Raw genomic sequence first — 25,972 nt, forward strand, 5'->3', positions numbered from 1 at the left:
TCGGTACGTAGCGTAGCATGACAGAAAACTCCCCTCCCCCAGAAACCTCCGAATCAGAGAACACTGTTCGGGAAGACGGCCTGTCGATTGCTGAGCTGATTCACCGTAAACTGGAAACCCTGACCCCCTCCGAGAAAAAGGCAGCGCGCCTGCTGTTGACCAACTACCCCGTCGTAGGCCTGGATTCACTCGCCCGCTTTGCTGAGCGAGCCGAAGTCAGTCATCCCACAATATTGAGGTTTATTTCCAAGTTGGGCTTCAGCGGATACCCCCAGTTTCAGGATGAGTTACGTAACGAACTGGATGCCCGACTCAAATCACCATTAGCCAAACGCCACCCGGATATACAGAAAGTCAGGGACAAAACCGACTTTCAGAACATCTATATAGATGCCATCTGCAACAACATACGGCAGTCCATGGCCTCTATATCGCAAAATGAATTTGAAGGCGTCCTGGCCCTGCTGGAAGACGTTAACCAACAGGTATACCTGATCGGTGGACGCTTTACCGATGCCATTGCCAAGCAGACCTACATGCACTTGCGGGCGCTGCGTCCCAGAGTTCGCCACATCAACGGCCTGCCGGTTTCCTGGTCGGAATACCTGCTGGATATGGACAAGAACTGTGTCGTAGTGGTGTTTGATATCCGCCGTTACCAGGAAGAAGTTGTGGTTTTCGCCGAAGAAGCCGCCAAGCGTGGCGCCAGCGTCATTCTTGTCACCGACCAATGGTTATCCCCCATCGCCAGGGTTGCCCAGCATGTACTGGTAGCTCATGTCGAAGCCCCGTCCAACTGGGATTCATTGACGTCGATCAGCGCCATGATGGAAACCTTTGTGGCCGCTCTAAGCAACCGGAAATGGGACCAGCTGACGGACCGTATCGGTGACCTCGAACACATTCGCTCCCAGTTTCAGAAACGGGATTAACAGCCAATATGAGGGTGATCATGAAGAAACAACCCCCCTATTCATTCAGGCTAGGGATACTGCAGTGCGATCATGTCATGCCTGATCTGCAGGCCAATTTCGGAGACTACCCGGAAATGTTCCGAAACCTGTTTGGTGAAGTTGCACCGGAACTACAGTATCGGGACTACGATCTGACGCAAATGGACTTTCCCGAGTCACCTGACGAATGCGATGCCTGGCTGTTTACGGGGAGCAAGTGGAGTGTCTACGATGACGAGCCCTGGATTCACCGGGCACTCGATCTGGCGCGTACCCTGCATCACTCAGGCCGACCTGTCGTCGGAATCTGCTTTGGCCATCAGCTACTGGCGAAAGCCCTGGGGGGCGAAGTGATTAAGTCTGATAAAGGTTGGGGAGTCGGCCTGCACAGAGCGAATGTGGAAGCACCGCAGAATTGGATGCAGCCACATCTTGGCAAGCTGGATCTGCTGGTGAGTCATCAGGACCAGGTAACACAGCTTCCCCCCGGCGCAAAATGCCTGGCAGGACACAGCTTCTGTCCCAATGATATTGTCCAGATCGACAACAACACACTGACCTTTCAGGGACACCCGGAGTTCAGCGCCGGTTACTCCAAAGGGCTGATGGAAAAGCGGGAACAAATCCTGGGAAACAAAACCTTCAGTGAAGGAATTGCCTCCCTGCAGCAGGCGCCGGATAAAAATGAAGCGGCTCAATGGATACTGAATTTTATTGCCGAAGCAATAGACAATAAATCCTGCGGGCAGTAAAGGGACTCCTCAGCGTCGTCAGAAAATGGAACTGTTGGTGTATGTCGTCAACAGTTCCAATGCCCGCTGCCCCAACACCGAGTTGCCATAGGCATCCAGTTCCGGAGACCAGACCGCCACAGAGCAATGCCCCGGGACAATCGCCACGATACCGCCACCCACTCCGCTCTTGGCCGGCAGACCCACCTGATAGGCAAAGTTTCCGGCAGCATCATATAAACCACAGGTCAGCATCAGCGCATTAATACGCTTATCCATTAACTCGCCATGGAAATGGGAACGGAACGTGGATTTCCCTTTGTTGGCCAGACATTCAGTCGCTCGCGCCAGATCCCGGCAGGACATGGTCATCGAGCACTGCTTAAAGTAAGCATCCAGAACTTCATTCACCTGGCCTTCCAGATTGCCCATTGCCTTCAGAAGATTGGCGATAGCCGCATTACGAAACCCGGTGGCCGCCTCAGCATTGTAAACCGCAGGATCATAACGATTATCGGGGTTGCCGGACAGGGAAGCCATAAACTGCTCAAGCCGTTTCACCGGAGAGGCACTGTGAGAAACGATGGTATCCGTCACCACAATAGCACCGGCATTAATGAAAGGATTACGCGGGATGCCTGATTCATTTTCCAACTGCAGCAACGAGTTAAACCGCATCCCCGAAGGCTCTCTGCCCACCCGCTTCCACAGGTCATCGCCGACGATGTCCAGTGCCAGCATCAGAGCGAAGAGCTTGGAGATACTCTGAATCGAAAACGCCTTGTCTGCCTGGCCAATACTATGTTCCTCTCCATCCACCCAGCGAATGGCCATACCGAACTGGCGTGGGTCCACCTGGGACAACGGAGGAATATAATTGGCCACTTTCCCCTCCCCATAATGTAGAACCACTTCACTGTGGATTCGCTCCAGGATCTCAGGCATGTCAGACTTGGACAGATTCATGGCGCCTCTTATCGTTGTTATGTTACTGCTGGGCGGCTTCCGGAAGCCGATTCAAACACGGGCGAATATATAGTAGTGAATCACCGCGACAATGGTGGAAAAGGCTTATATCCCCTTCTTCAGAATTATGCACGTGAAAGTCTATCAGCAGACCCAAACAAAACCGATATGCACTTGATGGTAGTCTGCATTGTCCATTACAGCCTTAATTTTTTTAATACACCGGGATATGCACTAGTCTTAGAGTGTTTATTGAACTTATTTTTTCATCTGGCTGCGACAAGAGGAACCTGCTCAACGTTCCGAAAATTTGCAGTATCGGGAGTCTAGAAATCTTCAGGAGACCACACTCCTCTCATGAATTGGCTGACAGCACAATTTCAGATACCCGCCAATACTGATGCGCTAATGCAGGGCAGCTACAATCCCTGGCTGGTCACGCTTTCGGTTATTATGGCCATCGGAGCTTCCTTTACTGCCTACCAGACCGCTTCCAGATCCTGGGATCTCATATCCCGGCAACGTAGAAAATCAACCCTCTTCGCTGCCAGTCTTGCCATGGGAGGAGGTGTCTGGACCATGCACTTCATTGGCATGCTGGCCTTTGAAATGGATATGTCGGTCAGCTATGACCCCTTACTGACCCTGATTTCCATGTTACCCAGTATCGGCGCTTCCTGGATTGCATTGAACCTGATTATCAGAAGATCGTTGAAGCCTCGCCAGTTAGCCATCGGAGGCACCCTGTTCGGTTTGGGAATTGGCGTCATGCATTATACCGGTATGGCAGCCATGACCATGCCGGCTCTTCTGCGGTACGACCCTTACCTGTTCTTTCTGTCCATCGTGGTCGCCATCCTACTTTCCATTTTTTCAGTACGCATCCGCTTTGGCATGAAAAACGCCTGGGGAGAGAAACTCGACACTATCCGGCTGAACCTGATCAGCGGCTGCATCATGGGACTGGCAATTTCAGGCATGCACTACACGGGAATGGCCGCCGCCCGCTTTATCAAACCGGAGCTAATGCCGGCGAATATTCCCGCTAATGATTCCTCCTGGTTCCTGGTTGTAAGTGTTACCTCGACCGCCTTTTTCATCATTCTGCTGACTCTGGCCATCAGTTTAATTCTCAAATACAAAGACATTTCCGAGGAATCCCGATTTAACGAGCGCCGTTTACGGGCGATTATGGACACCGCAGTGGACGGCATAGTGACCATTAACAGTAGTGGTATCGTCATCGGGGCCAATCAGGCCGTTGAGAGTATTCTGGGATGGAGTAGTGAGTCTCTTAAAGGCCAGAATGTCCGCTGCCTGATGCCGGAGCCACACCATAGCGAGCATGACAACTATCTCGGCCACTATTTGGAAAACGGAACAGCCAACATTATTGGCGTCGGCAGAGAAGTCGAAGCGCGCCACAGGGATGGCCGAAAAATACCTGTCAGACTCGCCATCGGCCATGTCAGGTTACCGAAGGAAGATGTCTTTGTGGCGTTTATTTCGGATATTTCCAAGCGCATTGAAATGGAACAGGATCTTATACGCGCCAAGGAACGTGCCGAGCAGGCTGCCATCTCCCGAGCCGCATTCCTGGCGAATATGAGCCATGAAATTCGCACGCCGATGAATGCCATTATTGGTTTCAGCGATGTGCTGATGGAAACGCCTTTATCCGATGAACAGCACCAATTTATTTCCACCATCGGTAGTTCTGCCCGCTCCCTGCTCCGGGTTCTGAATGACGTTCTGGACAGTGCCAAGCTTGATAAAGGCAAGCTTGAAATTCACCACACCAATTTTTCCCTGACCCAGGAAGTGGATCTGGTGATATCCACCCTCGCACTGCAGGCCTCCCGGAAAGGGCTGGATTTGTGTGTGTCCATTTCGTCTGAAATCAAGGGATATTATATAGGAGACCCCGACCGTATCCGGCAGGTCCTGACCAACATCGTCGGAAACGCCATCAAGTTTACCGATCATGGCCGGATCGATGTGACCATTGAACCCTCCCATAAAAACCACGTGCTGTTCCAGATTGCGGATACCGGCATTGGTATGACACCGCAACAACTGGAACATATTTTTGATCCGTTTACCCAGGCGGATGCATCCACAAGCCGGCGTTTCGGCGGCAGTGGACTGGGGACCACCATCAGCAAACAGTTGGTGGAACTGATGGGAGGCAGCATGCAGGTGACCAGTGAGCTCGATGTGGGGACCTGCTTTGAATTTACCCTTCCACTGCAACCCGGTGAAGAAGCAAAGCAGCAGGAGACAGAACACAGCACCCAGCTACCGCCGCTGAAAATACTGGTGGTTGATGATATTCAACAGAACATTGATCTGCTGACTCTGATCCTCAGCAAAGGCTGTCATCAGATCATCCCGGCCAAAGACGGACAGGAGGCTTTTCAGTGTTGGGAGCAGGACTCCCCTGATGTCATCCTGATGGATATTCAAATGCCGGTGATGGACGGTCTTTCCGCCTGCCGGGCAATCCGACAGGCGGAAAAAATCAAAAAATTGAAGGAAACACCGATCATTGCCATAACAGCCAGTGTCCTCGTGGATGACCAACTGGCGGCCAGAAACGCCGGCATGAACGGGTTTGCCGCCAAGCCGGTGGAAGTTGGAGAGTTATCATACGAAATAGCCCGAGTCCTGGGCATTAATACAACCAAGCCACTTACCTCAGTGAAGACCCGAACGATCGATCCACTACACACCATCGATATAGAGAAAGGACTGAGACTCTGGGGAGAACGCTCTGTCCTGATCAGGGAAATCCAACAATACCTGGAACACTGGGCCCTTAAAAAGCAGCGGCTGTTCAACGCCCTGAAAGACCACAATTCAGAGGTATTGCAAAACGAAGCTCATGCGCTGAGAGGGGTCAGCGGTAACCTGGCCATGACAGTGCTCAGCAATTTGTTCGATAAGCTGGAGCAATATGCCAAGGCGGGCCGGCTCAACATGGCAGAATCCGTTATGGCTGAAATCCAGGCCAACACTGACGAAGTCGTGATGGAGATCAGTCTGCTGGAGGTGGAGGAAAACTAAACCTTACCGAGTCCTACAGGGACTTTCTTTTGGTGTCACGAGTCCTACAGGGACTTCCTTTTGGTGTCATAGGTAGAGACCTCTAACAGGTTCAGGTCAGGGTCGCGAAAATATACTGACGTGATCGGCCCCATAGCACCGGTTCTCGGCACAGGACCATCAATGATCTCAACGCCATGTTCAGCCAGATGGCTCATCACTTCTTCAAGAGATATGGCAGAAATAAAGCACATGTCCGCACTTCCGGGTTGTACATTTCCGGCCTTGGGTTCAGTTTCAGTGCCATAGGTATGAAGGTTGATTTTCTGGTGACCGAACTTGAGCGCCACACGCCCATTTCCAAAGATCTCCTTTTCCATGCCCATCACAGTCTGATAAAAATCTACTGTCTTATCGATATCCATGACCGTTAAAACATAATGATCAAGATGGCTGATATTCATAGGTACCCCATGCCAACAGGTTATTGAGAATCACGAAATGTGCACCATTTAACCTTACCGGCGTAGACTTCTCAAATAGCTTTGTCTTATTGCGTTTATCCGCTATTCTGATAAACATCTGGAGTTAGCCCTGATATAATTTCGGGCTGTCAGTTTCTCCGGAGACATGGAGTGAGTCGTAAGTACAAAGGCGCCGCCTTTGTGAGTTCAGCCAGGATGGAACGTATTCCTACCCACCTTGCTCCCGATATAAATCGTGATGTAGACAAGTACCTCCACCCTCCCGGTGCGTTGTCGGTGCTTTCTGGTTGTATGATCCATATATCAGAAATCGTATCGACAGCAGTCATAGCACTCATAGTTCCCGCTGACGATCGTCGATAGTTTTCAGAGCGACTGAATTCCGGCTGTACCACTTATTTCCTTGTACAGTAACTTATATCCTTGTGTAGTACTGGTCTCCCTGTGTCGTAACGGGTCTCCCAGTACAGTAAAACGGGGATACACACATAAAAATAACGGAATTTCTGGAGAGAGATGACATGGACAGACGTCAATTTGTCAAATCGTTTTGTGCACTTTCAGTATTACCCAATGTCAGTTTTGCCAGCGGCCAATTGCTATCCGGTCAACCAACAATCGCCGGATCCGGCTTTTCAGGGTCCACCTTTCCCGGATCCATCATGGATGCCGACCTGACCCCATCCTCAGGAACCATGGATTTGATCAGCGGCACCCTTCCCCTGGATATCACCGGACATGTGTTCATGGCTGAAGGTATTCCATTGGAGAAAAATCATTTCACCCCCAACGGCAGAGGCGCACTGACCCGCTTTGATTTTGGTCCAGAGGGTGTCAGCTTCATGCGGAAAATGATCAACACCCCTTCTGCGATCATGCAGGAACATGCCACCGGATTGCTGGATCGTTTCGCTCTACTGGGTGGCACCGTGTATTACAGCTCCAACATGGGCTTTATGAACTATTGCAATACGGCTCCCAACTATATGGGTAATAATCGTTTTGCCCTGAGTTACGAGGGCGGCCCCCCTTATGAATTTGATGCCAATACTCTGGAACTGGTCACCCAGATCGGCAACATGGACGAATGGCGCTCCAGCCTGCCGCCGGCCATTGACTGGATGACACCGGAGAAATGGTTGTTCCCCCAGATACGCACTACCGGCCACCCCCATTTTGATCTGGAGACCGGCGAATGCTTCACCATCAACTATGGTGGCAATACAGGCGAAACCGGAACGAAGAACGGCTTTATTCAATTGATTCGCTGGGATCAGTATGGACCATTTGAATCCTGGCAAGTGTATGACCGTCAGGGCAACAATGCTTACATCTCGGCCACCAGCCATTCCCTGGGCGTTACACGAGATCATATTCTGATCTTCCAGACAGCGGCTTTTGTTGAAAACGGACGCATACTGGGCATTCGTACGGTACAGCCGCAGCGTCACCGCACCCCGGTCTGGGTGATCAGAAAATCGGATTTGATGCCTGGCAGCGATAGCGTGCTGGCGGACTATATTGAACTGGATTTCGACACCTCAGATATCGTCTGTAATTACGACGACAGCGATGGGGAAATTACGCTCTACGGTCAGTACATGGGGGCCATGGACAAGTCCGAGCCACAAATGCATCTGGACCGTCTTCATTTTGGCGGCTGGGTCGACAAATCCATTTCAGGATATCCAGCCGCCCCAGTCGACGTCGGGGGCCTGGTACGGGCACGTATTCAGGTTAACCGGTTCTCCGCAGAAGAAATCAAAGAAGATTTCGCCGTCGTACGGGACATGCGCTGCTGGGACATGAACGACCCGGCCTATCGCGGGCATTTCCAGTTTCCTGAGCAGTTTAAACATATTTATTGGGCTGCCATCGGCTTCCGTCCTGAGCATCTTCCTTCACGAGTGGCCTATGCCTACCGAAACTACCCCAACCGTATTTTTACCAACGGCTCCCTGCCGGAACTTGCCCAGCCATCGGCATTACTGCACTTTGACTGCGACGCGATGGCCATTAGCGATGCCTACGAGTTTCCGGAAGACTGCGTCATGCGCACACCACAATTTATGAACAAGGTTGGCTGCACCGGACAGGACGAAGGTTATCTGTTTACTGCCGTTGTCAGAAAAAACCCCACCGATGGTCGGGGTAATGGAAAAGAAATATGGATATTCGACGCCCAAAACCTGGCCCAGGGGCCTGTGGGAGTTCTGGGCAGTACAAATCTGAATTTCGCCACCACCAATCATGCTCTCTGGGTCGAAACGATCGGTCCACGCCCCAGTGGCATTTATCAATCGGATCTGACTGACTTTCTCATCGGAAAAATGAGTAAACACTCCAGGGAGGTACAGAACATCATCGAGAACCACATTTTGCCCCAATACAGCTGAGACGGGATTTCAAGGAAGTTGCATCAACAACTCAGGAGAGTGACAAATGAAACCAAAAATAATAGCAACAGGACTTTTGTTGGCAGGAGCAGTACTGGGATTATCCATCGGCATCAGTGCCAATGAAGAATCCACTGAAACACTGAGTAACTACCAGGACACCTATGAATGCCATCCGGGAGCCATCTATGATCCCGGCACCATAGAGGAAGTTCAGCAGATCGTAAAAGCCGCTCTGGCGGAAGGCCGCACCGTCATGACCGGAAACCGCAAATTTGCGAGCCAGATCGATGCCGCCTGTACCCGGGATGGACAGGACCAGATCACACTGAAAAACATGGACAAAATCGTCAACTTTGACGCGGGCAACCGCACGGTCACCGTTCAGGCGGGAATGCGCTTCAACAAGCTAAACGAATTCCTGCGGGAACAGGACCTGGCAGTCAATATGGTCACCGAGTTGGGCACCTTCACTATCGGCGGAATGTTAGGAAGCGGCACCCACGGTTCCACATTGGCGAAACCTTCCAATATGATTGCCGACTACGTGACCCAATTGAAAATAGTGGACGGGTTGGGTGATGTCCGCGTGCTCACCGGGGAAGAGCTCAATGCTGCGCGGGTTAATCTCGGTGTGCTCGGAGTCGTGGTAGAAGCCACCATACAATTGGAACCGGCGTTTAAAGTTCGGGCTGACGTGAGAGGGTATCGGGACGATACAGGACTGGAAAACATTATTCTGGATATCGCCAGGCAGAATTACTCTGCCAATATCGCCTGGTTCCCAGGCATCGGCCGCTACACCACAACACTATATAATACCGTTCCGCTGTCTTCTGCAGGTAACGCGTATAACGCCCAGGCTGACGTGTCAGACATCCAGGAATTTTTCTTCAAACTCCTGTTTGATGCACTACATGAATTCCCCGGCTCCGGTCTGCAGTGCCTGGCGGCCAAAGTTCGCTATGACGCCAGAGCCAAGTCCTACTACCGGGATTCCGATAGCAAAAAAGTCCTGGATCACCCTATCGGTCCTTCCGACCGTATGCAATATTTCACCTGCAAGGATCCGGAAAAATGCATCTGGGACAAGCTCCCCATCGCGTTGCAGGAAGTCGCCATTCCCATTGAGCAGCTACCGAACTGGATCGCGGACGTCAGACGTATTCTTGCCGCACAACCCCAAACCTGCTTCCCTCTGAACGGCATCTATTTCCGCTTCGGCAAGGCCTCTCCCAGTTATCTTGGAATGAATTCAGGCCGGGATAGTGCTTATCTCGGTATCGAATATACCCTGCGCAAAGCCGGCGAAGCCGTTCCGAAGAACTACTTCGTGAACCTGGAAATCGAACAGATGTCGATCCGAAAATACGGTGCCCGGCCACATTGGGGCAAAAACTCCGTCGCCATCTTCGAAGATATGCCCTCCCGGTATCCCAGATGGAATGACTTTCTCTCTTTCAAGCAGGAGGTCGACCCATACAACGTATTTACCAACCCATTCTGGGAACGCGTCAACGGCCAGGATCCGTTGGAAAACTATCTGACTCCCGGCTGTAATGCACGTGGCGAATGCTATTGCCAGACGGATGAAAACTGTAGCGAAGGAACCAGCTGCCAGGCAGGTGCCTACTACTCTGAAGCGCGGATCTGTAAATAATTCCGTACTGGCGTCACCACTACGCCAGCATTCATGACATTACTCTGATAAGCGCCGTCATCATTGCGACGGCGCTCCTTCCTTATCAGCCCAGGAGCATTCCATGAAAGTCCTCCCTGCTTTTTCTTATCAGAGCTCTACTTTTTTTTATCTAATCTCTACTTTGCTTTGCCTGATGACGACTCTGAATACTGCGTACGCCACCAGTTACGACGATCTGGCCCCTCACCCACCCTCAGGAAGTCCATGGAGTGAACAGTGGTTTTATAACCTCAATGATCCCGATCATGGTTATTTCAAAGTCACCCTGCAAACCTATATCACTCCCGATTCTAATCAACAGAGTCTGGGAGGTTACGTACACTTCGCCTATTCGAGTAAGGCGGGGATCACCAAGACCTACGAATATTTTTCTGATGAGGTTATTGTTGAACAAGTCCCGGGCGCAAAGGGTAATTCATTTCATTTTCAAATCCCGGGTATCGTGGATGCAGACGAAAATACCCTCTCGTTAACTCTGCAAGACATTAACTTCCATATGAGTTGGGTGGGAGTTCATACTCCCTATTGGTCAACGTTAAATCCGGCTCAATCACCGTTCAGAATCCTATCGGAGCTTCCTGGATTGGGGGCTCACTGGTTTGTCTGGACGATCAAGACACCGACTCAATACACCTACTCTGACGACGGGCAGAATCTTTCGGGCTTTGGCTGGTCCAATGTGGACAAGGGCTGGTATGACAAGGAAGTATATGGCAGTTACATGTATGCGTTGGCAGTCACCGGTCAGTACCAGTTACTACTGTCAGGCGGCACTGCCAAAAATAACGCCATTGAAGTCTGGGCCGGTCAATTCAGATCAGAGGACGAAGTCGTCAGCTTTCTTCCGACATTTAAAGGTCTGGGGGTGAAACGAACCCTCGACACCTGCCGGGGCCTTCTCGATATTGAGCTGAATAAGGTTTCTCGAAAGCTGGTCATCCATGCTCAGTCAGAACCTTCAGATTTCTACGATGCAAGAATGCCGTCGCAAATCGTTTTCAATGCCGAAAAGCCTGTCATGAAAACCATGCGGGCCAGCTTCAATATCAAGGTCTATCACTGGGGACAATTGCAGAAGGAAGTCACACTGCCCCAGGGACTCATGGAATTTGCAGGGGAGGCCTATTGTGATCAGTAAGGGTCAACCTTGGCAATTAAATGATCAATCGACGATGTCTGCTGACAAATCAGGATTTCAACTTGGAGCGCACCAACTGATAGGTCAGCTCATCACGATTGAAGGTCTTGGCAAAGACAGCGGCCTCTTCTATTTCAGCCGTCATTTTCAGCTGTTCCATCACTCTTTGCCTCAAGGCTTCTAATTTCTCAATGAGCTGTTGCAAGGGAGAGACAAATTTGGAGTTTTCACCGATAGCTTCAAGCTGTCTCTCCTGCCGCTCTCTTAACTCCCGCAACCGTGCCGCCACTTCGGAAAAGCCTGATGCCTGACGAAGGTCCGCATTACTGAGTTGCAGGTCCTGATCTGTCATGGCTGCCTGCCCACGTTGGTCGGCCAGATCCAATTCCTGGACCGTTCTCACCTCACCGTTTTCCATGAGCATTATTCCGGCCGCCTTCGTCTGCCCAAGTATCCTGCCCTGTCCATCGACCAGATCAAAACGGTCCCCGGTCGCGCCCAGGTAGATAGCACCCACACCCACTTCGCTCAATGTCGCCAGCCGCTGATTTTCAGTGCCCGCATCTACCCAGACTCGCAACTGCTCAAACACCGGATCAGCTTCATCAATCCATCGATTGCCATCACTGTCATATCTGGCCAGCTCCCCAAACCCGCTACCGGTCTGTGGGCCGAACAGTTCAGAACCATCATCTACCTCGCCATTCTGATTGGCATCCAATACCAGATACCCGCTTCCCGCCCCCAGCGCGGCAATGGATTCCTGATCGCCATCGCTGTCCAGGTCAAAGAAAAATGTGTTGGAGTCCAAAGACAGAATATCCGTCGCGAAATTCAGCACCAGTGGATCAGTGAGCTGACGCCCTTGAATATTCAGGGTCTGTTCAACCGCCAATTCCGTTTCCCGGCCACGTTCCACATAGAGATTGAAGTTTATGCTTCGGCCATCATCCAGAGTGATTACCCCCGAGGAGGTGATCAGCGATGACTGGCTTTCTGTGACGTAGCGATATTGGGAAAACGTCACCGAGGCATTGCCACCTTCAGATCTGCGCAAATCGGGCTGCGCCGGTTCATAGGAAGACTGTTCGAGGGACACGACTTCCCTCGCCAGACGTTGTTGCGCATAATTTTTCGTTCTGTCGCCGTCGGTTACCCGTGAATACAATTGAACCGATTCAAGCTCTCTCGCCTCATATTCCAGATCACTGGAATTCGCCTGCTGACGGCCAATCGACAAACGACTGCTGACAGCAACACTTTCCCGTTGATCCTGCAAAGATTGATAGTTGACCTGGGACGACTCGATAATCATGGGATACTCCGCCAATTCCTTTATGGATCCTGAAACGACACATAAGTCCTTCTCAGGTTATCGGCCGGGTATCCCTCACACTGAATCAAATAAATTAATGAGAAATAGATAATATGAAGCAAATTATTATGGGCCCAGAACGGCTATAAAGCCCTGTTCAGGATGTCTTTCATCTCTGCCTCAGTCAGTTCAATCGGATTTCCTTTCATGCTGCTGGAATTTTTGGATTTGGCGATCGCCTCATCAACATGTTCCGCCGACATTCCATAGCAGGACAAGGGCGGGATCTGCATATGCTCACAGATTTCCCGAATCCAGGTGTTACCGTCTTCGGCTGTGGCAGATGGATTCCCGGTCAATAACCGTGCGACTTCGTCAAAACGCTCAATATACGGCGAATCCGGTGTTCTTTCCTGCAAAGCCCGAAGGTTGCACTCCATAACCAGCGGAAGCAGCCTTGCGCACAAGGCGCCATGGGGGGCATGAAACATTCCCCCCAAAGGACCGGCAAAACCATGAACGGCTCCGAGTTTGGCATTGGCCAGCGCCAGCCCGCCAAAGAGATTGACCAATGACATGTCTTCACGGGCCTGGGAATTGCCGGGCTCATCGTAGACCAGGCGCAATGACTGTCCTGCCCGGCGAATCCCCTCCCGGCAGAGACTGTCCGTCAACGGATTGGATTTATTCGAGAGCAGAGGTTCGATTACCTGGGTCAGTGCGTCCAGCCCGGTGCAGGCGGTCAGCTGAGCAGGCATCGACCAGGTGAGTTCCGGATCGACTACGGCAACCGCAGGGAGCATATAAGGGCTTCGCATACTGACCTTGACCTTGTGGTCCGGCGAGTCGAGTACGGCATTTCGCGTGACCTCAGAGCCCGTCCCCGCCGTGGTGGTGATCGCGATATAGGGAGCACTGTGATTGGCCAGCGGCTGAGCCCGCCCGATCACCTCCAGGTAGTCCATCAACTCGCCGTCATTGGTCAGCATGGCAGCCACCACCTTGCCCAGATCCAGGACACTGCCACCACCATAACCGATGACCACGTCGGCTTCGGCAAGCCGTGCCTGTTCAACCGCTTGTTCTGCCATCCGAACCGTCGGCTCTCCCTTGCCGATACCATGAATGGTCAACTCCAGCGATTTGTCCTGGAGAGCGTCAATCAGTCCGGCACAGCGTTCCGGAGAGCTACCGGTCAGTAGGAATACCTTGCGTCCATACTGTGCAGCCAGCCCAGGCACCTGCTTCATAACTCCGTTTCCAAACAGGATTTGATTGGCAGTCGCGAACTCAAAATTCATAGTGTTTCCCATCAGCTGTCGAATGATCTTGATGATTCGGAGAGGTTAGTCAAAATGTCACCGGAATAGCAAACGGTTCCATATTCTCCATGCAGGTTACTGAGAAAGATCTCATGCACCTTCTCTGCCTCAACAACGTCACCACTGAGCAGTGTCATGCCACAGGCGGCCATGGCATCAGAAACCAGGTAGCAGGTATAGCCGTAACCGGCCGCCACCCTGGCGGTGGCATCGACAGAGTTGTTGGTCAATACACCGCAGATCACCAATTCAGAAATACCCTGAGATTTGAGCAGACAATTCAGGTTGGTGCCGATAAAGGCCGAGTTTTCACTTTTGGTGACAATGGATTCAGAATCCAGAGGTGCTACTTCCGGTTTGAAAGCATGGGAGGCTTTATCCGGATGATAAGGAGATCCGGGGAATTTAGAGGCATGGCGAACATGAAATACCGGCAACTCCCGCTCCCGCCACAGCTGTAGTAGCTGATGCATCTTCTGTTCTGCATCCGGGTGATTGCGGGGATGTTCGGAATAGCTGTCGATGGCAACTTGCACATCAATCAGGATCAATGCGGGTTGGGAAGAATGAAACATAGTACCGACCAATCTCAGGAACGATGCAGCATTCTAACGCCGGGACTTTACAAGAAAAACCCTGTCTGATGTCAAACAGGGTTCTTACAGGGGCTGTTCTGGAAGATGGGGCGGCTCTGGATAACGAGCCTACTCTTGATAATCGGCCTATTCGGGATAGCCGGTCACTTCCTGTATGGTTTTATATAACGGCTGCAATTGCCGGTACATTTTCAGGTAAACCTCTCTGTAAAGACGTTCGTAGGTTTTCACCCTTACCGGATTGGGAGCGAACACCTTCCCGACCCGCGTCATACTGCTAATCGCCTGCTCAAAGTCCTTATGGACCCCCAACCCCACCATGGCATCAATGGCGGCTCCCAAAGCAGAAGTCTCATAGGTATGAGGCCTTTCCACATTGAGATTGAAAATATCTGCCGTGAGTTGCAGGGCGGCATCGCTCTGAGATCCACCGCCGGAAACCCGCAGTTTGTCGATTTTGACACCGGAACGCTTTTCAATCCGCTCCTTCCCTTCCCGCAAGGCATAGGCCAGCCCTTCAAGAATCGCCCGGTAAATGTGGGCACGGGTATGCACATCACCAAATCCGATAATCGCTCCCTTGGCTTCCGGTCCGGGTTCCCTGACGCCAGGAGACCAATATGGCTGGAGCATCAGGCCCATCGATCCGGGAGGCACCTTATTGACCAGATCATCAAACAATTGTTCCGGGGCGATACCCCGCTCCTCCGCGATATGCTGCTCCCTCAATCCGAACTCTCGCTTGAACCAGCTCACCATCCAGAAGCCCCTGTAGATCATGACTTCAGAGCAATAGCGACCCGGAATCGCAGAAGGATATGGCGGCATAAACGGAATGGCCTCCACATACTTGGGATTGGTGGTATTGATGGTCGCGGTGGTGCCATAGCTCATACAGCCGATATTCGGCGAATGACCACCTGATCCTAGAATCTCGCAGGCTTTATCAGACGCGGAGGCAATGACCGGAAGTCCGGCAGGCAAGCCCATCATCAACGCAGCCTCTGGTAACAGGGTTCCCAGAGAATCCCCCGGTGAAACCAGCTCTGGCAGCTGTTCAGGCTTGATTGGCAGAGCCTTCCAGCGCCAGTCGCGGGGGCCGGCCCACTTCAGTTTCTTATAGTCGAAAGGAATATAACCGACTTGGGCACCGATAGAATCCTTGAAATTGCCGGTCAACCGATAGGTCAGATAGCCGGATAGCAACAGAAACTTATGGGTGTGATTCCAGAGTGCAGGCTGGTTTTGCAACAACCAATTCGCCTGCGCATTGCCCCGGAATCGTTTAACAGTATCCTCGACCCTGGCCAGTTTGAATAGAATGTCCCATACACCGCCGATCGGAGTACTGACCTCGGCCTGACGTTGATCCAGCCAGATGATCGCCGGACGCAGAGGATTCCCATGCTTGTCGACACAGATGACTGTCCCACGCTGAGTGGTCAGAGTCACCGCCGAAACCTGTTCCGGCGCAATATTCGTCGTCGCCCACATCTTTCGGCATGCCAGCTCCAGAGACTCCCAATAATATTCCGGCTTTTGTTCTGCCCATCCGGGGTTTTCGGAAAAATAGGGCTCAATTTCCTGCTGTCCCTTGGCAACAATGTTGCCCCGGTCATCAACCAGAATGGATCTTACACTCTGGGTACCATTGTCGATGGCCAGCACATAGGTTCTTTTGTCATTCATGCCGGTATCTCCTGACGTCGACCGGCTGGATCGTTTACTTCAGTTGAATCAACCGGCGCGCCCGGAAGACTGAAATGCCGACGGTAAATGTCTTCATATCGCCTGACTTCATCGGCCCAGTGCGACTCAGACCACCCCAGTTTTGATCGACACAGATGACCGACCTCATCCAATACACTTGCACCAGCGTTGGGAAGCAATAGCCCGAGCCGGCTTCGACGCAGCATCAGGTCATCCAGATGCATCACCATTTCGTTATCCAGGCTCCAGCGCAACTCTGCCATGCAGGCTGGGGTTCCCTGTACCGGCTGCAGTTGGTCAGGTTCACAGGTGGCAATCTCATTGGCGGCCAAACCGAACCTTCCCACCAAACGCCCAGCCTGTCCGTTGGGAAGATGATTGAGCACTTCTCCCCGGTTTACCCGGCTAAAGATTCTCGACTCATCATTAGAGTGGTTTCCTTTCACTCCGAGATTTTCATTTTCCAGGTATTTCGCTGCATGTTTCAGGACATCGAGAGCGATCAGGCGGAAGGTTGTCAATTTGCCTCCCGCAACCGTGATCAGGCCTTTTTCGTCCCATACGGAATGCTCCCGCTTTTCCTCAGAGGGATTCAACGCCCCGGAACTGACAACCGGACGAACTCCGGACCAGGAGCTGATCACATCATCTTCATTCAAACCAAGTGCCGGAAACTGATGCTGTATACCGCCAAGCAGATAGTTGACCTCTGCCTGGGAAATACTGGCGTCATCGCGCATATCCTGGTGATGGTCGAGATCCGTGGTACCGATCACGGTCACCCCTTCCCAGGGGAATATAAACACTGGTCGCTTGTCGTGAGGATGAAAAAAGCTTACTGAGTAGCCTACGGGGAAACGCCATCCGGGAATTACCAGATGACTGCCTCTGAGGGGACGCATTCGCGCCGCTTCTCCCTGGGCAACCCGCAATTCGTCAGCCCAGGCGCCGGTGGCATTGATCACCACTTTGGCAGGTATTTCCAGTTCCTGGTTACTGATCATATCCTGCGCCACCACGCCACTAACCCGGGTTTGGCCTGCTTCAGAAGGGCGACTTTTCAATACATGCTTAACAGCGCAATAGTTCAGGGACTGAACCCCACTCATATGTGCCTCATGCAACACTCTGAGCACCAGCCGGGAATCATCGGTCACCGCATCGGTGAACTGGCTGAGGCTGGCCAGCCTTTCCTCCCTGATCCCCGGTGCCAGATACACAGCATCGCGGGCCGGGTAACGGTGGTGTTGACGGGCGCCCGCCATCAAGTCATAGACATCCAGCACCCGTTCAAACAAAAAACCCGGAGGGAACTGTCCACGATAATGGGGCATCACAAACCGAAGCGGATCCACCAACCCTTCAGCTTCCGTCATCAGTCTTTGCCGCTCTCTGACCGAGTCACGGGTCAGGGAAAGTTGTCCGGAAGCCAGATAACGAAGTCCACCATGCACCATTTTCGAGGACTTACTGGAACTGCCGTAGGAAAAATCATGCTTTTCGAGCAATAAGGCTTTCAAGCCTCGCCGGCCGCACTCTCTTAGAATACCGGCGCCGGTGATACCGCCACCAATAATCACAATATCCCATACAGTAGTGGTTTGTTTGAGCAAATCAACCAATTGCTCCCGACGACCCGGTTTCCAGGACGCGGATGTATCCTGATCAGACAACATCGTCATGGTCCTTGTTACTCCTGCCCTGAAGATCCGGTTTTTGAACCCGTGTCGCTACCTGTGCCTGTACCACCGGAGAGCTCTATCTCGTCCGGGTTGGCTGCCGCCAATTCCGTCCCTTCTGCTATACCTTCTACCGGAAACAGCGTCCCCGGGTTCATCAGATCCTTGGGATCAAACGTGCTGATCAGAGACTTGATGGCACTCATGCCCAACATGCCTTTTTCGACAGGAAGATAGGGGGCATGGTCTCTGCCGACGCCATGCTGGTGGCTGATGGTTCCGCGCCGATGCACGATCAATTCGGAGGTGGTGGACTTCATCCGGCGCCAGTAGGCCAGAGTCTTCGCATAACTTTCCGCTGTACGGAAGACATAGGTGGTGTAGATGGAGCAGCCCTGACTGTAAAAGTGTGACAGATGGGTAAAGACGTGAACGTTTTCTCCCACCTGCTTCAGCGAAGTCCGCAAGTTAGTTTCTATCTCACGCATCAACGAATCGACGTTATCCCAGTCTGTTGCCGTTTCCAGTGTGTCGACCACATAGCCGTCCTGCCACAATGCTTCACGCAGATACGGCATCATGAAACGCTTCTCGGCCCACTTTTTCCCTAATACGGTCCCGGTGCTGATCCCTTTGTGCCGACGGATGATTCGGCCGAACTGAGATTTTGCAGCCCTGCACTGTGCTCGGCTTCCAGTAATGCCCACGGTCATCATGCACTTGCCTTCATCCGCCCCGCGCCAGCTCAGATACTTTTCCAGCCAGGCAATCTGACCCGGATGTCCGGCCAATGCCAACTGGGTTTCGGTCTCCACCTCATTACTGACACGACACATGGAGAGCTGTATTTTACTCTGGACCAACTGGCGGGCAGCCGTCCTGGCCTGCTCCCAGGAGGGAAACACCACCACATAAAAATCTTCATGATCAGCCAGCGGCGTTACCCGCACCTTCACCTCTGTAATCACGCCCATGCGGCCTTCAGAGCCCATGAACATTTCCCTCAAATCCGGCCCGGCAGAGCTGGCAGGAATCGTTGGAATTTCCATGGTTCCCATTGGCGTTTCTATACGACCACCGGCAAACATCTGCTCAATTCGCCCGTAGCGCAGGGATTGCTGCCCACTGGAACGGCTCGCGACCCAGCCCCCCACCGTGGAAAGTTCAAATGACTGGGGGAAATGACCAAGCGTATAGCCATTGGCCCGCAACTGTGATTCCAGCAAAGGACCAGGGGTTCCGGCCCCAAAAGTGGCTATCTGACTGGTTTCATCCAGTTCCAGCAGTTGATTCATGCGTCCCATGTCGAGAGTCAGAATGGGCTTATCCGAGTGGAAGGGATTAATATGCCCTGCAACACTGGTTCCCCCACCATAAGGGATCAGGATGACGTCGTGATCAATGCAGAAATCCATCAGTTCCCGAACCTGCTCTGTCGTTTCAGGAAACGCAACACCATCCGGGAAAACGCCAAAATCACCGCTACGCATCGCCAACCAGTCCGGAAGACTCTGCCCCCGCGCATGACGCACGCGAACTTCCGAAGAGGTATCAACCAACAGATGACGCGGCAATCGGGATTCAGGAACCTTATCAATCACCTCCTGCAGAGATGCGTCAGGCAAAGCATTGGCTCTGCCGACTCGTTCAGCCAGAAAATCCACACCGTTACCAGGCAGTTCCATGCTGTTCTTTTCATCTCCCCAACCGTTCCAGCGTCTCATCTCACTCTCCGAATAATTAACTGATAATGTCGTGCACCAAGGTACATATTTGATTTCTTGTTTGATGTCTTATTTATCCATTGTTCTTTACATCGGGGTTCAGGGATTAAACTCCAGGTTTCCACTGATGCAAAAGATCACTATCCTTACAAGGTTAATAATATTGACGGGAAATACACTGTCAGATTCGGACAGTCCGGGTAGCAAATCGCGACAACGGACGACGAATGAGATATACCACAAACTCTGAGACATCATGAAAAATCTGGGATTTGCCTCCGTTGCCGCCGTCAATCAATACCTCCGGTTTGCCGAAGATCATGGCCTGGACTGCGATCAGGCACTAAAAGCGGCCTCGGTTGAAAGAGCCCGGCTGGCAGAAGGCTCAAGCGGTATCACAGGTATACAGTTTCAGGCTATCCTGAAAAATCTCATACAACAATCCAATGATCCTCTGCTCGGCCTGAACAGTGGGGATTATGTGCAGCCAGGGTCCTACAATGTCCTGGGCTACATTGTCATGAGTTGTGCCACCCTGGGCGAAGCCATCGAGCGCATAGCACCGTTTGAAAAGCTGGTGGGTGATATGGGGGTGACCACCCTGGAGCCTTGGGAAACCGATCCGGACATGGTGTTGATTCGCTGGCACTGCGCTTATCCCGATCCGGAAGTTCGTCCGCATATGGTCGACAATGTCTTTGCCTCCTGGGTGAACTTCAGCCGCTGGCTGGCCAACAATGATTCGGCAGCACCTGAACAGCTATTGCTGCAGAAATCTTCCCCCACTGCCGATCAACTTCCCACTTATAAACAGCGTTACCAAGAGATATTTCATTGCCCGGTGCTTTACGATCAGAAGATAGATGCGTTGGTTTTCAGGCGGGCATTGCTGGATATCCCTCTGCGACAGCCGGATCAACTATTAAGAAAGACGCTGGAGGGGCATGCCACCCAGCAGATCAAGTCATTGGAGATGGATGACACACCAGACATCATCCGGGAAATCAAGCAACGACTTCAGCAGCAACTATCGGAAGGCATTACGCGTCAGGATATGGTGGCAGAGTCGATGAATATAACATCCAGAACCCTGCAACGACGCCTGAATGAGCACGGATACACCTACCAGCAACTCTTGGATGAAGTTCGCTTGGAAAGCGCACGACAATTGCTAAAGCACAGCCAAATGGCTATTACAGATATTGCCTATCAACTGGGCTTTGCCGAACCCAGATCATTTCATCGCTGGTTTAAATCCTGTGAGGGGACAACCCCTGGGGAGTTTCGCGATAGTTGAGAGCGGATAAATCCCGATAAGCCTGCCTGGGTATGTCGTCGATTGTTTCGAATCATCGTCTGCACGCGCTTCTTTCCAACCAGGGTAACCATAAAAGATAGACAGATAATGCTGACATCCAGAATCAACGATTGTCGGCGGAGATAATAGCGGTCAAAGTATAATGAAACCCGTGCACCACGACCACTGAATAGCTGGGCCATACCAGTGATGCCGGGAGAAATCTTCCAGCGGTCAGCATGCTTTTCGCCGCCCCATCCTATTCTATGTATATCAGCCTCCGTGAGCGGCCGGGGCCCCACAATGCTCATGGTTCCAGCCAGAACAGGTAGAAATTGCAAACTCTCATCCAAACCGGTGGATCTGAGCCATTTCCCAATACGGGTAACTTTGCCTGCTCTCATAGTCCGCAATTTGATGACAGTTATGGGGTGCTTGTCTTTTCCGAGCCTTGTCTGCAGAAAGATTACCGGTGATCCGTCTTCCAACAATATTAATAGCCCAACAAGAAGCCATAGGGGTAAAAACATCGTAACGGCCACAATGGCCAATACCACGTCAGTCATGCGTTTAACCTGCCCCCGTGAAAGCCTTCTCATCATGAAAGCCCCTCCCACTCCAATACGTCGATTTTCTTGCCGGGTTGTTCTATCTTATTTCCTTCTGTGTTCCCCCCACCTAGTTCTCTTTCCTCCCCTGCCTTCGATACTTTTGACAGGATTGCTTCGAGAAGGGGCGTCATCATTCCAAGACGCCTACCATTGATCAGCAAAGTCCATAGCGACTCAAACTTTTTCCAACCTGCCGTGTAAAAGAAATGCTTTAACATGTGCTTGCTGTTACTGTGAGCTGAAGCACTTCTGACGATATTCTTCCACCGGTAAAACTCACGATAGGACCAGTCATACCCCTGCTTGAGTTGTTCCGTACTCATCCCTTTAGGTTGAAAAACAACTTGTCGGGTATCGTAACGATCCCACTGAGAATGCAGAATGCGCCGCTGCTGTTGCATTTCCTGATAGTAAGCAGTTCCAGGATAAGGGGTGGCGATGTGGAAGGTGGCAGTGGTGATTCCTTGACGTAAAGCCCAGTCTACCGTCCGTCGAAAAACATCGGGACCATCATGATCCAGACCAAAGACAAAACTTCCATTTATCATGATACCCAGGTCGTTCAATCGCCGGCATACTTCCTCGTACTCATAGTGAATGTTCTGATATTTATTGGTCGAAGCCATATTTTCATCATTTACACTCTCAAATCCGACAAATATGCTCCTCAAACCAGCCTTGGCAGCCTTCTCAATAAGATCACCTTTCAGTATTGAGTTGACCGTCGCAGCCCCCTGAAAGACCCGGTTCATGCCGTACATGCCATCAAATAACGCTGATGCAAACCTGCGATCTCCCAGCAAGTGATCATCAAGAAAATACAAATGGCGGCCAGGCAACCTTTCAATCTCTCTCAATGCGTCATCCACCTTTTGGGTATAGAACGACTTTTTACTTCCGAAGAAGGCATCCTTGTAACAAAAGCTACAGTGAAACGGGCAACCTCGACTGACGACAATTGAATTTGGCACCAGGTACAGATGCCTCTTGATGAGGTCACGCCTGACGGGAGGCAGGTGATCCAGACTGCGCTCTATTGAGCGATAAACAGGTTTGGCTTTTCCGGCCCGAAAATCTTTTAGGAATTCAGGAAAGGTGTCTTCACCTGGACCGATAAAAACACTGTCTGCATGTTGTTTGGCCTCGTCCGGCAACGAGGTCACATGCAAGCCCCCCAATATCACGTAGCAACCTTTACTACGATAGGTGTCCGCAATCTGGTAAGCACGGTACGCATTGGTGATATAAACCTGAATGACAACGAGATCCGGGCAATCATCCGTCGAGAGCTTCTCGACGTGCTGGTCTACAAGATCTATTTCATCACATTCATGACAATAGGCAGCCAGAGTGGCTAACCCCAGTGGCGGAAATAGTGAGTACTTAACGGGTCGATTATATGGGCTTTCGGCTTCCGTCAATGACGGCAGGATCATTTTAATTTTCACTTCAAGTCTACCGATCAGGGTGTTTGTTTCACTCTAATCAACAAAGCTGGCGAAAGTGCGTAGCAAATGAGGTGAAATGTGGCAGCGGTCGGTGGATGGGTCGGTGGGTGAATGGATCGGTGATCGATGGTGTGAAAGCTTCGATATCCAGGGAGCTGACATTTTAATTCCAGCTCCATGAATATAAGATTTTACCTAGTGCTCATTAATGACCTTGCAGTACTTTTTCGTCACTATCAGCATGGCGATATTTTCACGTGGTACATTCACTTTTAAGACGCCTTCCATCCCGGGCTTTAATGGCTCAATCGTATACTCTACCCGCTCAGCCTTTAGTTTTTCTTCCATTTCTTCAGGAGTCTTAGTGCCCTTGAAAACATATATGTGGTCATTCATGTCGGCCAGGCGGTAACAATCACCATGGCGCTCCATGGCAAACCATTCCTCTGCCTGGGCCAAAGAGCTAGCCAAAGCGATCAAAAGAATGACGAGTGTCCTTAAATACATTAATGCTCTCCGAATCTGTTTATAACGCCTATCTAACCGGCGATGCGAATACTACCCGGTTCAGAATCTGAATACAGTGATATTCGAAATATCTGTGACCGGGTACAACACTTTAGGGGCAAAATACTGGTGGCCCAAAGATAAATCAGAAATCCTGCAGAATAAGATTCATAACATTCAGCCACTCTTCGAAACAAAACCGCTCATACTCAAGAGTTTCTGTATCGTTCTCATCCAGTCTGTTCATTTTTTCAGCATTTTTGTAACCGGCGACTAGCCTGAAATCACACACACCAAGGTGACACTTCCTCATTAAATCAATAAATTGAGATCATCTTGAGCCCTCAAAAAGGTGACATATTCGCCCCTCTGCCCCATTTTGGGGTATCTGGTTTTCCCAAAATGATTCGCCTAGGATAATTCATACCAAGGATCCTTAGGTGCAATGGACATCGCATCAAACCGGGCACTTCTGAGGATGGAGGAATCAATGGAAGGAGTACAGTCATGCAGTCGAACCAATCCCCCTATGAAACCGTAGATCAGGCAAAGATTAGCGCTCTCAGGCATCAGCATGCCTGGCTGGTTGACCCTTTGTACAAAGCCAGCGAAGCAGTGACGACCATGCCCTTTTTCAACTGGGTACGAAATATTGAAGATGTCCGGGAATTCAAACCCGTTGCTGAACAGCTTTACTACCATTCGGCGACCTTCCCGAAGGTGTTAGGTCTAATGTTAGGACTCACCTCATTACGCGAAAATCCGATGATGCCGTTCTATTCCAAACATGCCTTCGGTGAAGCCGACCATCATATGCTGTTAAGAGACTGGATGTTGAAACATGGCTTGATCGAATCCCCCCTCGAACTGAGCCAGGTCATTACCTCGGTCTACACCAATTCCTGCGTCAATCTTGCCTATCAGCTTGCTGTTGAGCAGGATCGGGAAAAATGGCTGGTCACAATCAACAGCGGTATCGAACGTTGTTCTAACGATTTCTTTAAAGTTGTTGCGCCTAAAATGTATGAACTGGATGCCGGGGATATCTACTTCGATATTCACGTCGAGGCGGATGAACATCACTCCATTATGGGATTGGAATATCTGGCCTCCCCTGACGGTTTAGCTTTCGACCCTGAGTCTCATCGGGCTAAGGTGCTATTACGCAAAGCCCTCGAAGGGGTGTCGTTATGGGGAGCCATGTTGCACTCGTGGATTGGAATCAATTACCTGCCGTTGTTCGATGATAAGGGGCAATTGACCAACCCAGTTGACGAAGTGACTGGATCTCATAGGCGGGTAAAAATTCACTGATCAAGAATGGAATTCGCATCTCTTTACAGTCGCTTCAATAGCCAAAAAACCACCTTCACGTAACTTACTTTACTGTTAAGGAAGCGTATTAATTGGGTGATCAATAAAGAGAATCCGGGCAGACCTTGAATCTACATTTGCTTCATAAAGGGTCTGCCCAACTATGGGCTATTGAACCTGTTACGACAGCAATAAAGATCAGAATTTACCGGATGGAGTATCAGTACGAATTAAGTAAAACTTCTCGTGCCTTTATGACTGATTTATATTCAGCCGTGCTCTGAAGGTAATCGTTATAAGGAAGGTTGGCATTTGTAGTAGCAAAACCGGGCAGTTGTGTCGCCATCGCCATACCATAGCCTGATGGGCCTTTTATGGGGGGATAGATAAATTTGCCCTTTTGCTCTCCCTTGAACTGAAAAAACTGTTTGTCTGCAGCCCTTGCCAAAGTCAGGACATTACAATAGGCAATACTTTCCTGATGTTTGTTCTCCAGCATTTCACCAATATAGTAGATCGCCCTTTCATGAAGTAGAGTGTCGTATTCACCATCACTCAACCCTATCCGTCCCTGTTCACTAGCCACTCGAAAGGAATCTACAAATTGGCGAATATCCAATCCTGGAAACGGAAAAGTGTCATACTCACCACCAACATGACTCTTCAAGAAAATGCCTTTTTCTTGAGTTTGGCGATCTACCCCCCAAACCAGCGATTCCAGATAGCAAATATAGTCATCACTAATGACGGTAGCATTTAAAAAATCGCCAATATTCAACCTTCTGATTTGCTCTATGATGTTTAAAGCTTTCCGCAGGGAGTTACCATAAGCCGTGCCGTCTGAGCCGACCATTTTTTCTGCTTCCACATGAAATTTAAAGCGTTCTGCCCCGGTTGAATTCCTGACAATGGCTTCGACATCATTCATTGATATTATTTTTACAAGGGGAACGACCCTGTCGAATATTGACCGGTAATGACGAAGTTTATTCTCATTACGGGTCGCAAAAATCACCTGGCGTTCAAAGTCCAT

General features: G+C 50.9%; 20 protein-coding genes. 8 read left to right on the forward strand and 12 right to left on the reverse strand.

The features are described from left to right. The first annotated feature begins 17 nt into the window (after nt 1–17). Both BTA51_RS09005 and BTA51_RS09010 read left to right on the forward strand, forming a co-directional pair. Nucleotides 18–932 (forward strand): MurR/RpiR family transcriptional regulator, encoded by a 915-nt coding sequence (locus BTA51_RS09005; protein ID WP_094707099.1) that lies wholly within the window; start codon nt 18–20, stop codon nt 930–932. Nucleotides 933–952: 20 nt separating this feature from the next. Then, a complete protein-coding gene (locus tag BTA51_RS09010) occupies nt 953–1,705 on the forward strand; it encodes a GMP synthase (protein ID WP_246840980.1) in 753 nt (250 codons plus the stop codon). 18 nt (nt 1,706–1,723) lie between these two features. Here the strand turns inward: BTA51_RS09010 and BTA51_RS09015 are convergent, their stop codons facing one another. Further along, nucleotides 1,724–2,650, reverse strand: coding sequence for a glutaminase (locus BTA51_RS09015; protein WP_094707100.1), 927 nt, complete (start codon nt 2,648–2,650; stop codon nt 1,724–1,726). 357 nt (nt 2,651–3,007) lie between these two features. Here BTA51_RS09015 and BTA51_RS09020 point away from each other — a divergent pair, with 357 nt between their 5' ends. Then, entirely contained in the window at nt 3,008–5,716 is a 2,709-nt protein-coding gene (locus BTA51_RS09020; protein WP_094707101.1) for an MHYT domain-containing protein, read from the forward strand. Nucleotides 5,717–5,760: 44 nt separating this feature from the next. On the opposite strand, the gene BTA51_RS09025 is transcribed toward BTA51_RS09020, so the two are convergent. Then, nucleotides 5,761–6,159 (reverse strand): VOC family protein, encoded by a 399-nt coding sequence (locus BTA51_RS09025; RefSeq protein WP_094707102.1) that lies wholly within the window; start codon nt 6,157–6,159, stop codon nt 5,761–5,763. Nucleotides 6,160–6,701: 542 nt separating this feature from the next. On the opposite strand from BTA51_RS09025, the gene BTA51_RS09030 reads away from it, so the two are divergent. The 3 genes from BTA51_RS09030 (at nt 6,702) to BTA51_RS09040 (ending at nt 11,416) form a co-directional block, all read left to right on the forward strand. Beyond that, nucleotides 6,702–8,576: a carotenoid oxygenase family protein gene (locus BTA51_RS09030; RefSeq protein ID WP_094707103.1), complete on the forward strand. Its 1,875-nt coding sequence runs from the start codon at nt 6,702–6,704 to the stop codon at nt 8,574–8,576. Between the two features lie 46 nt (nt 8,577–8,622). After that, nucleotides 8,623–10,236, forward strand: a complete 1,614-nt coding sequence (locus BTA51_RS09035) for a D-arabinono-1,4-lactone oxidase (RefSeq protein WP_094707104.1) — start codon at nt 8,623–8,625, stop codon at nt 10,234–10,236. A gap of 103 nt (nt 10,237–10,339) precedes the next feature. Then, the gene (locus BTA51_RS09040) at nt 10,340–11,416 is read left to right on the forward strand and encodes a hypothetical protein (protein WP_094707105.1); all 1,077 of its coding nucleotides are present in this window, start codon (nt 10,340–10,342) and stop codon (nt 11,414–11,416) included. 49 nt (nt 11,417–11,465) lie between these two features. On the opposite strand, the gene BTA51_RS09045 is transcribed toward BTA51_RS09040, so the two are convergent. The 6 genes from BTA51_RS09045 to BTA51_RS09070 all read right to left on the reverse strand — a co-directional run bounded on the left by BTA51_RS09045 (nt 11,466) and on the right by BTA51_RS09070 (nt 19,762). Beyond that, a complete protein-coding gene (locus BTA51_RS09045) occupies nt 11,466–12,731 on the reverse strand; it encodes a hypothetical protein (RefSeq protein WP_094707106.1) in 1,266 nt (421 codons plus the stop codon). Between the two features lie 143 nt (nt 12,732–12,874). After that, a complete protein-coding gene (locus BTA51_RS09050) occupies nt 12,875–14,032 on the reverse strand; it encodes an iron-containing alcohol dehydrogenase (RefSeq protein WP_094707274.1) in 1,158 nt (385 codons plus the stop codon). 11 nt (nt 14,033–14,043) lie between these two features. Next, nucleotides 14,044–14,628: a cysteine hydrolase family protein gene (locus tag BTA51_RS09055; RefSeq protein WP_094707107.1), complete on the reverse strand. Its 585-nt coding sequence runs from the start codon at nt 14,626–14,628 to the stop codon at nt 14,044–14,046. Between the two features lie 147 nt (nt 14,629–14,775). Next, entirely contained in the window at nt 14,776–16,338 is a 1,563-nt protein-coding gene (locus tag BTA51_RS09060) for an FGGY-family carbohydrate kinase (RefSeq protein ID WP_094707108.1), read from the reverse strand. After that, on the reverse strand, nt 16,335–18,041 hold the full coding sequence (locus BTA51_RS09065) for a glycerol-3-phosphate dehydrogenase/oxidase (protein ID WP_094707109.1): 1,707 nt from the start codon (nt 18,039–18,041) through the stop codon (nt 16,335–16,337). The genes BTA51_RS09060 and BTA51_RS09065 overlap by 4 nt, the downstream gene beginning before the upstream one ends. A gap of 8 nt (nt 18,042–18,049) precedes the next feature. Continuing rightward, nucleotides 18,050–19,762, reverse strand: a complete 1,713-nt coding sequence (locus BTA51_RS09070) for an FAD-binding oxidoreductase (protein WP_094707110.1) — start codon at nt 19,760–19,762, stop codon at nt 18,050–18,052. 256 nt (nt 19,763–20,018) lie between these two features. Here BTA51_RS09070 and BTA51_RS09075 point away from each other — a divergent pair, with 256 nt between their 5' ends. Beyond that, nucleotides 20,019–21,059 carry an AraC family transcriptional regulator gene (locus tag BTA51_RS09075; RefSeq protein ID WP_094707111.1) on the forward strand — a complete coding sequence of 347 codons (1,041 nt, stop codon included), beginning with the start codon at nt 20,019–20,021 and terminating at the stop codon, nt 21,057–21,059. Here BTA51_RS09075 and BTA51_RS09080 read toward each other — a convergent pair. From BTA51_RS09080 to BTA51_RS09090, 3 genes are all read right to left on the reverse strand, one after another. Further along, nucleotides 21,002–21,661, reverse strand: a complete 660-nt coding sequence (locus BTA51_RS09080) for a sugar transferase (RefSeq protein WP_246840981.1) — start codon at nt 21,659–21,661, stop codon at nt 21,002–21,004. The two genes, BTA51_RS09075 and BTA51_RS09080, sit on opposite strands and share 58 nt — an antisense overlap. Beyond that, on the reverse strand, nt 21,658–23,118 hold the full coding sequence (locus tag BTA51_RS09085; RefSeq protein ID WP_094707113.1) for a B12-binding domain-containing radical SAM protein: 1,461 nt from the start codon (nt 23,116–23,118) through the stop codon (nt 21,658–21,660). Before BTA51_RS09085 ends, BTA51_RS09080 begins: the two co-directional genes overlap by 4 nt. Nucleotides 23,119–23,313: 195 nt before the next feature. Next, nucleotides 23,314–23,625, reverse strand: coding sequence for a hypothetical protein (locus BTA51_RS09090; RefSeq protein WP_094707114.1), 312 nt, complete (start codon nt 23,623–23,625; stop codon nt 23,314–23,316). A 507-nt stretch (nt 23,626–24,132) separates the two neighbouring features. On the opposite strand from BTA51_RS09090, the gene BTA51_RS09095 reads away from it, so the two are divergent. Next, entirely contained in the window at nt 24,133–24,939 is an 807-nt protein-coding gene (locus BTA51_RS09095; protein WP_094707115.1) for an iron-containing redox enzyme family protein, read from the forward strand. A gap of 220 nt (nt 24,940–25,159) precedes the next feature. Here BTA51_RS09095 and BTA51_RS09100 read toward each other — a convergent pair whose 3' ends face one another. Continuing rightward, nucleotides 25,160–25,972, reverse strand: a complete 813-nt coding sequence (locus BTA51_RS09100; protein ID WP_094707116.1) for a hypothetical protein — start codon at nt 25,970–25,972, stop codon at nt 25,160–25,162.

This window comes from Hahella sp. CCB-MM4, from assembly GCF_002260525.1.
In the GTDB taxonomy this organism is placed as follows: Bacteria; Pseudomonadota; Gammaproteobacteria; order Pseudomonadales; family Oleiphilaceae; genus Hahella.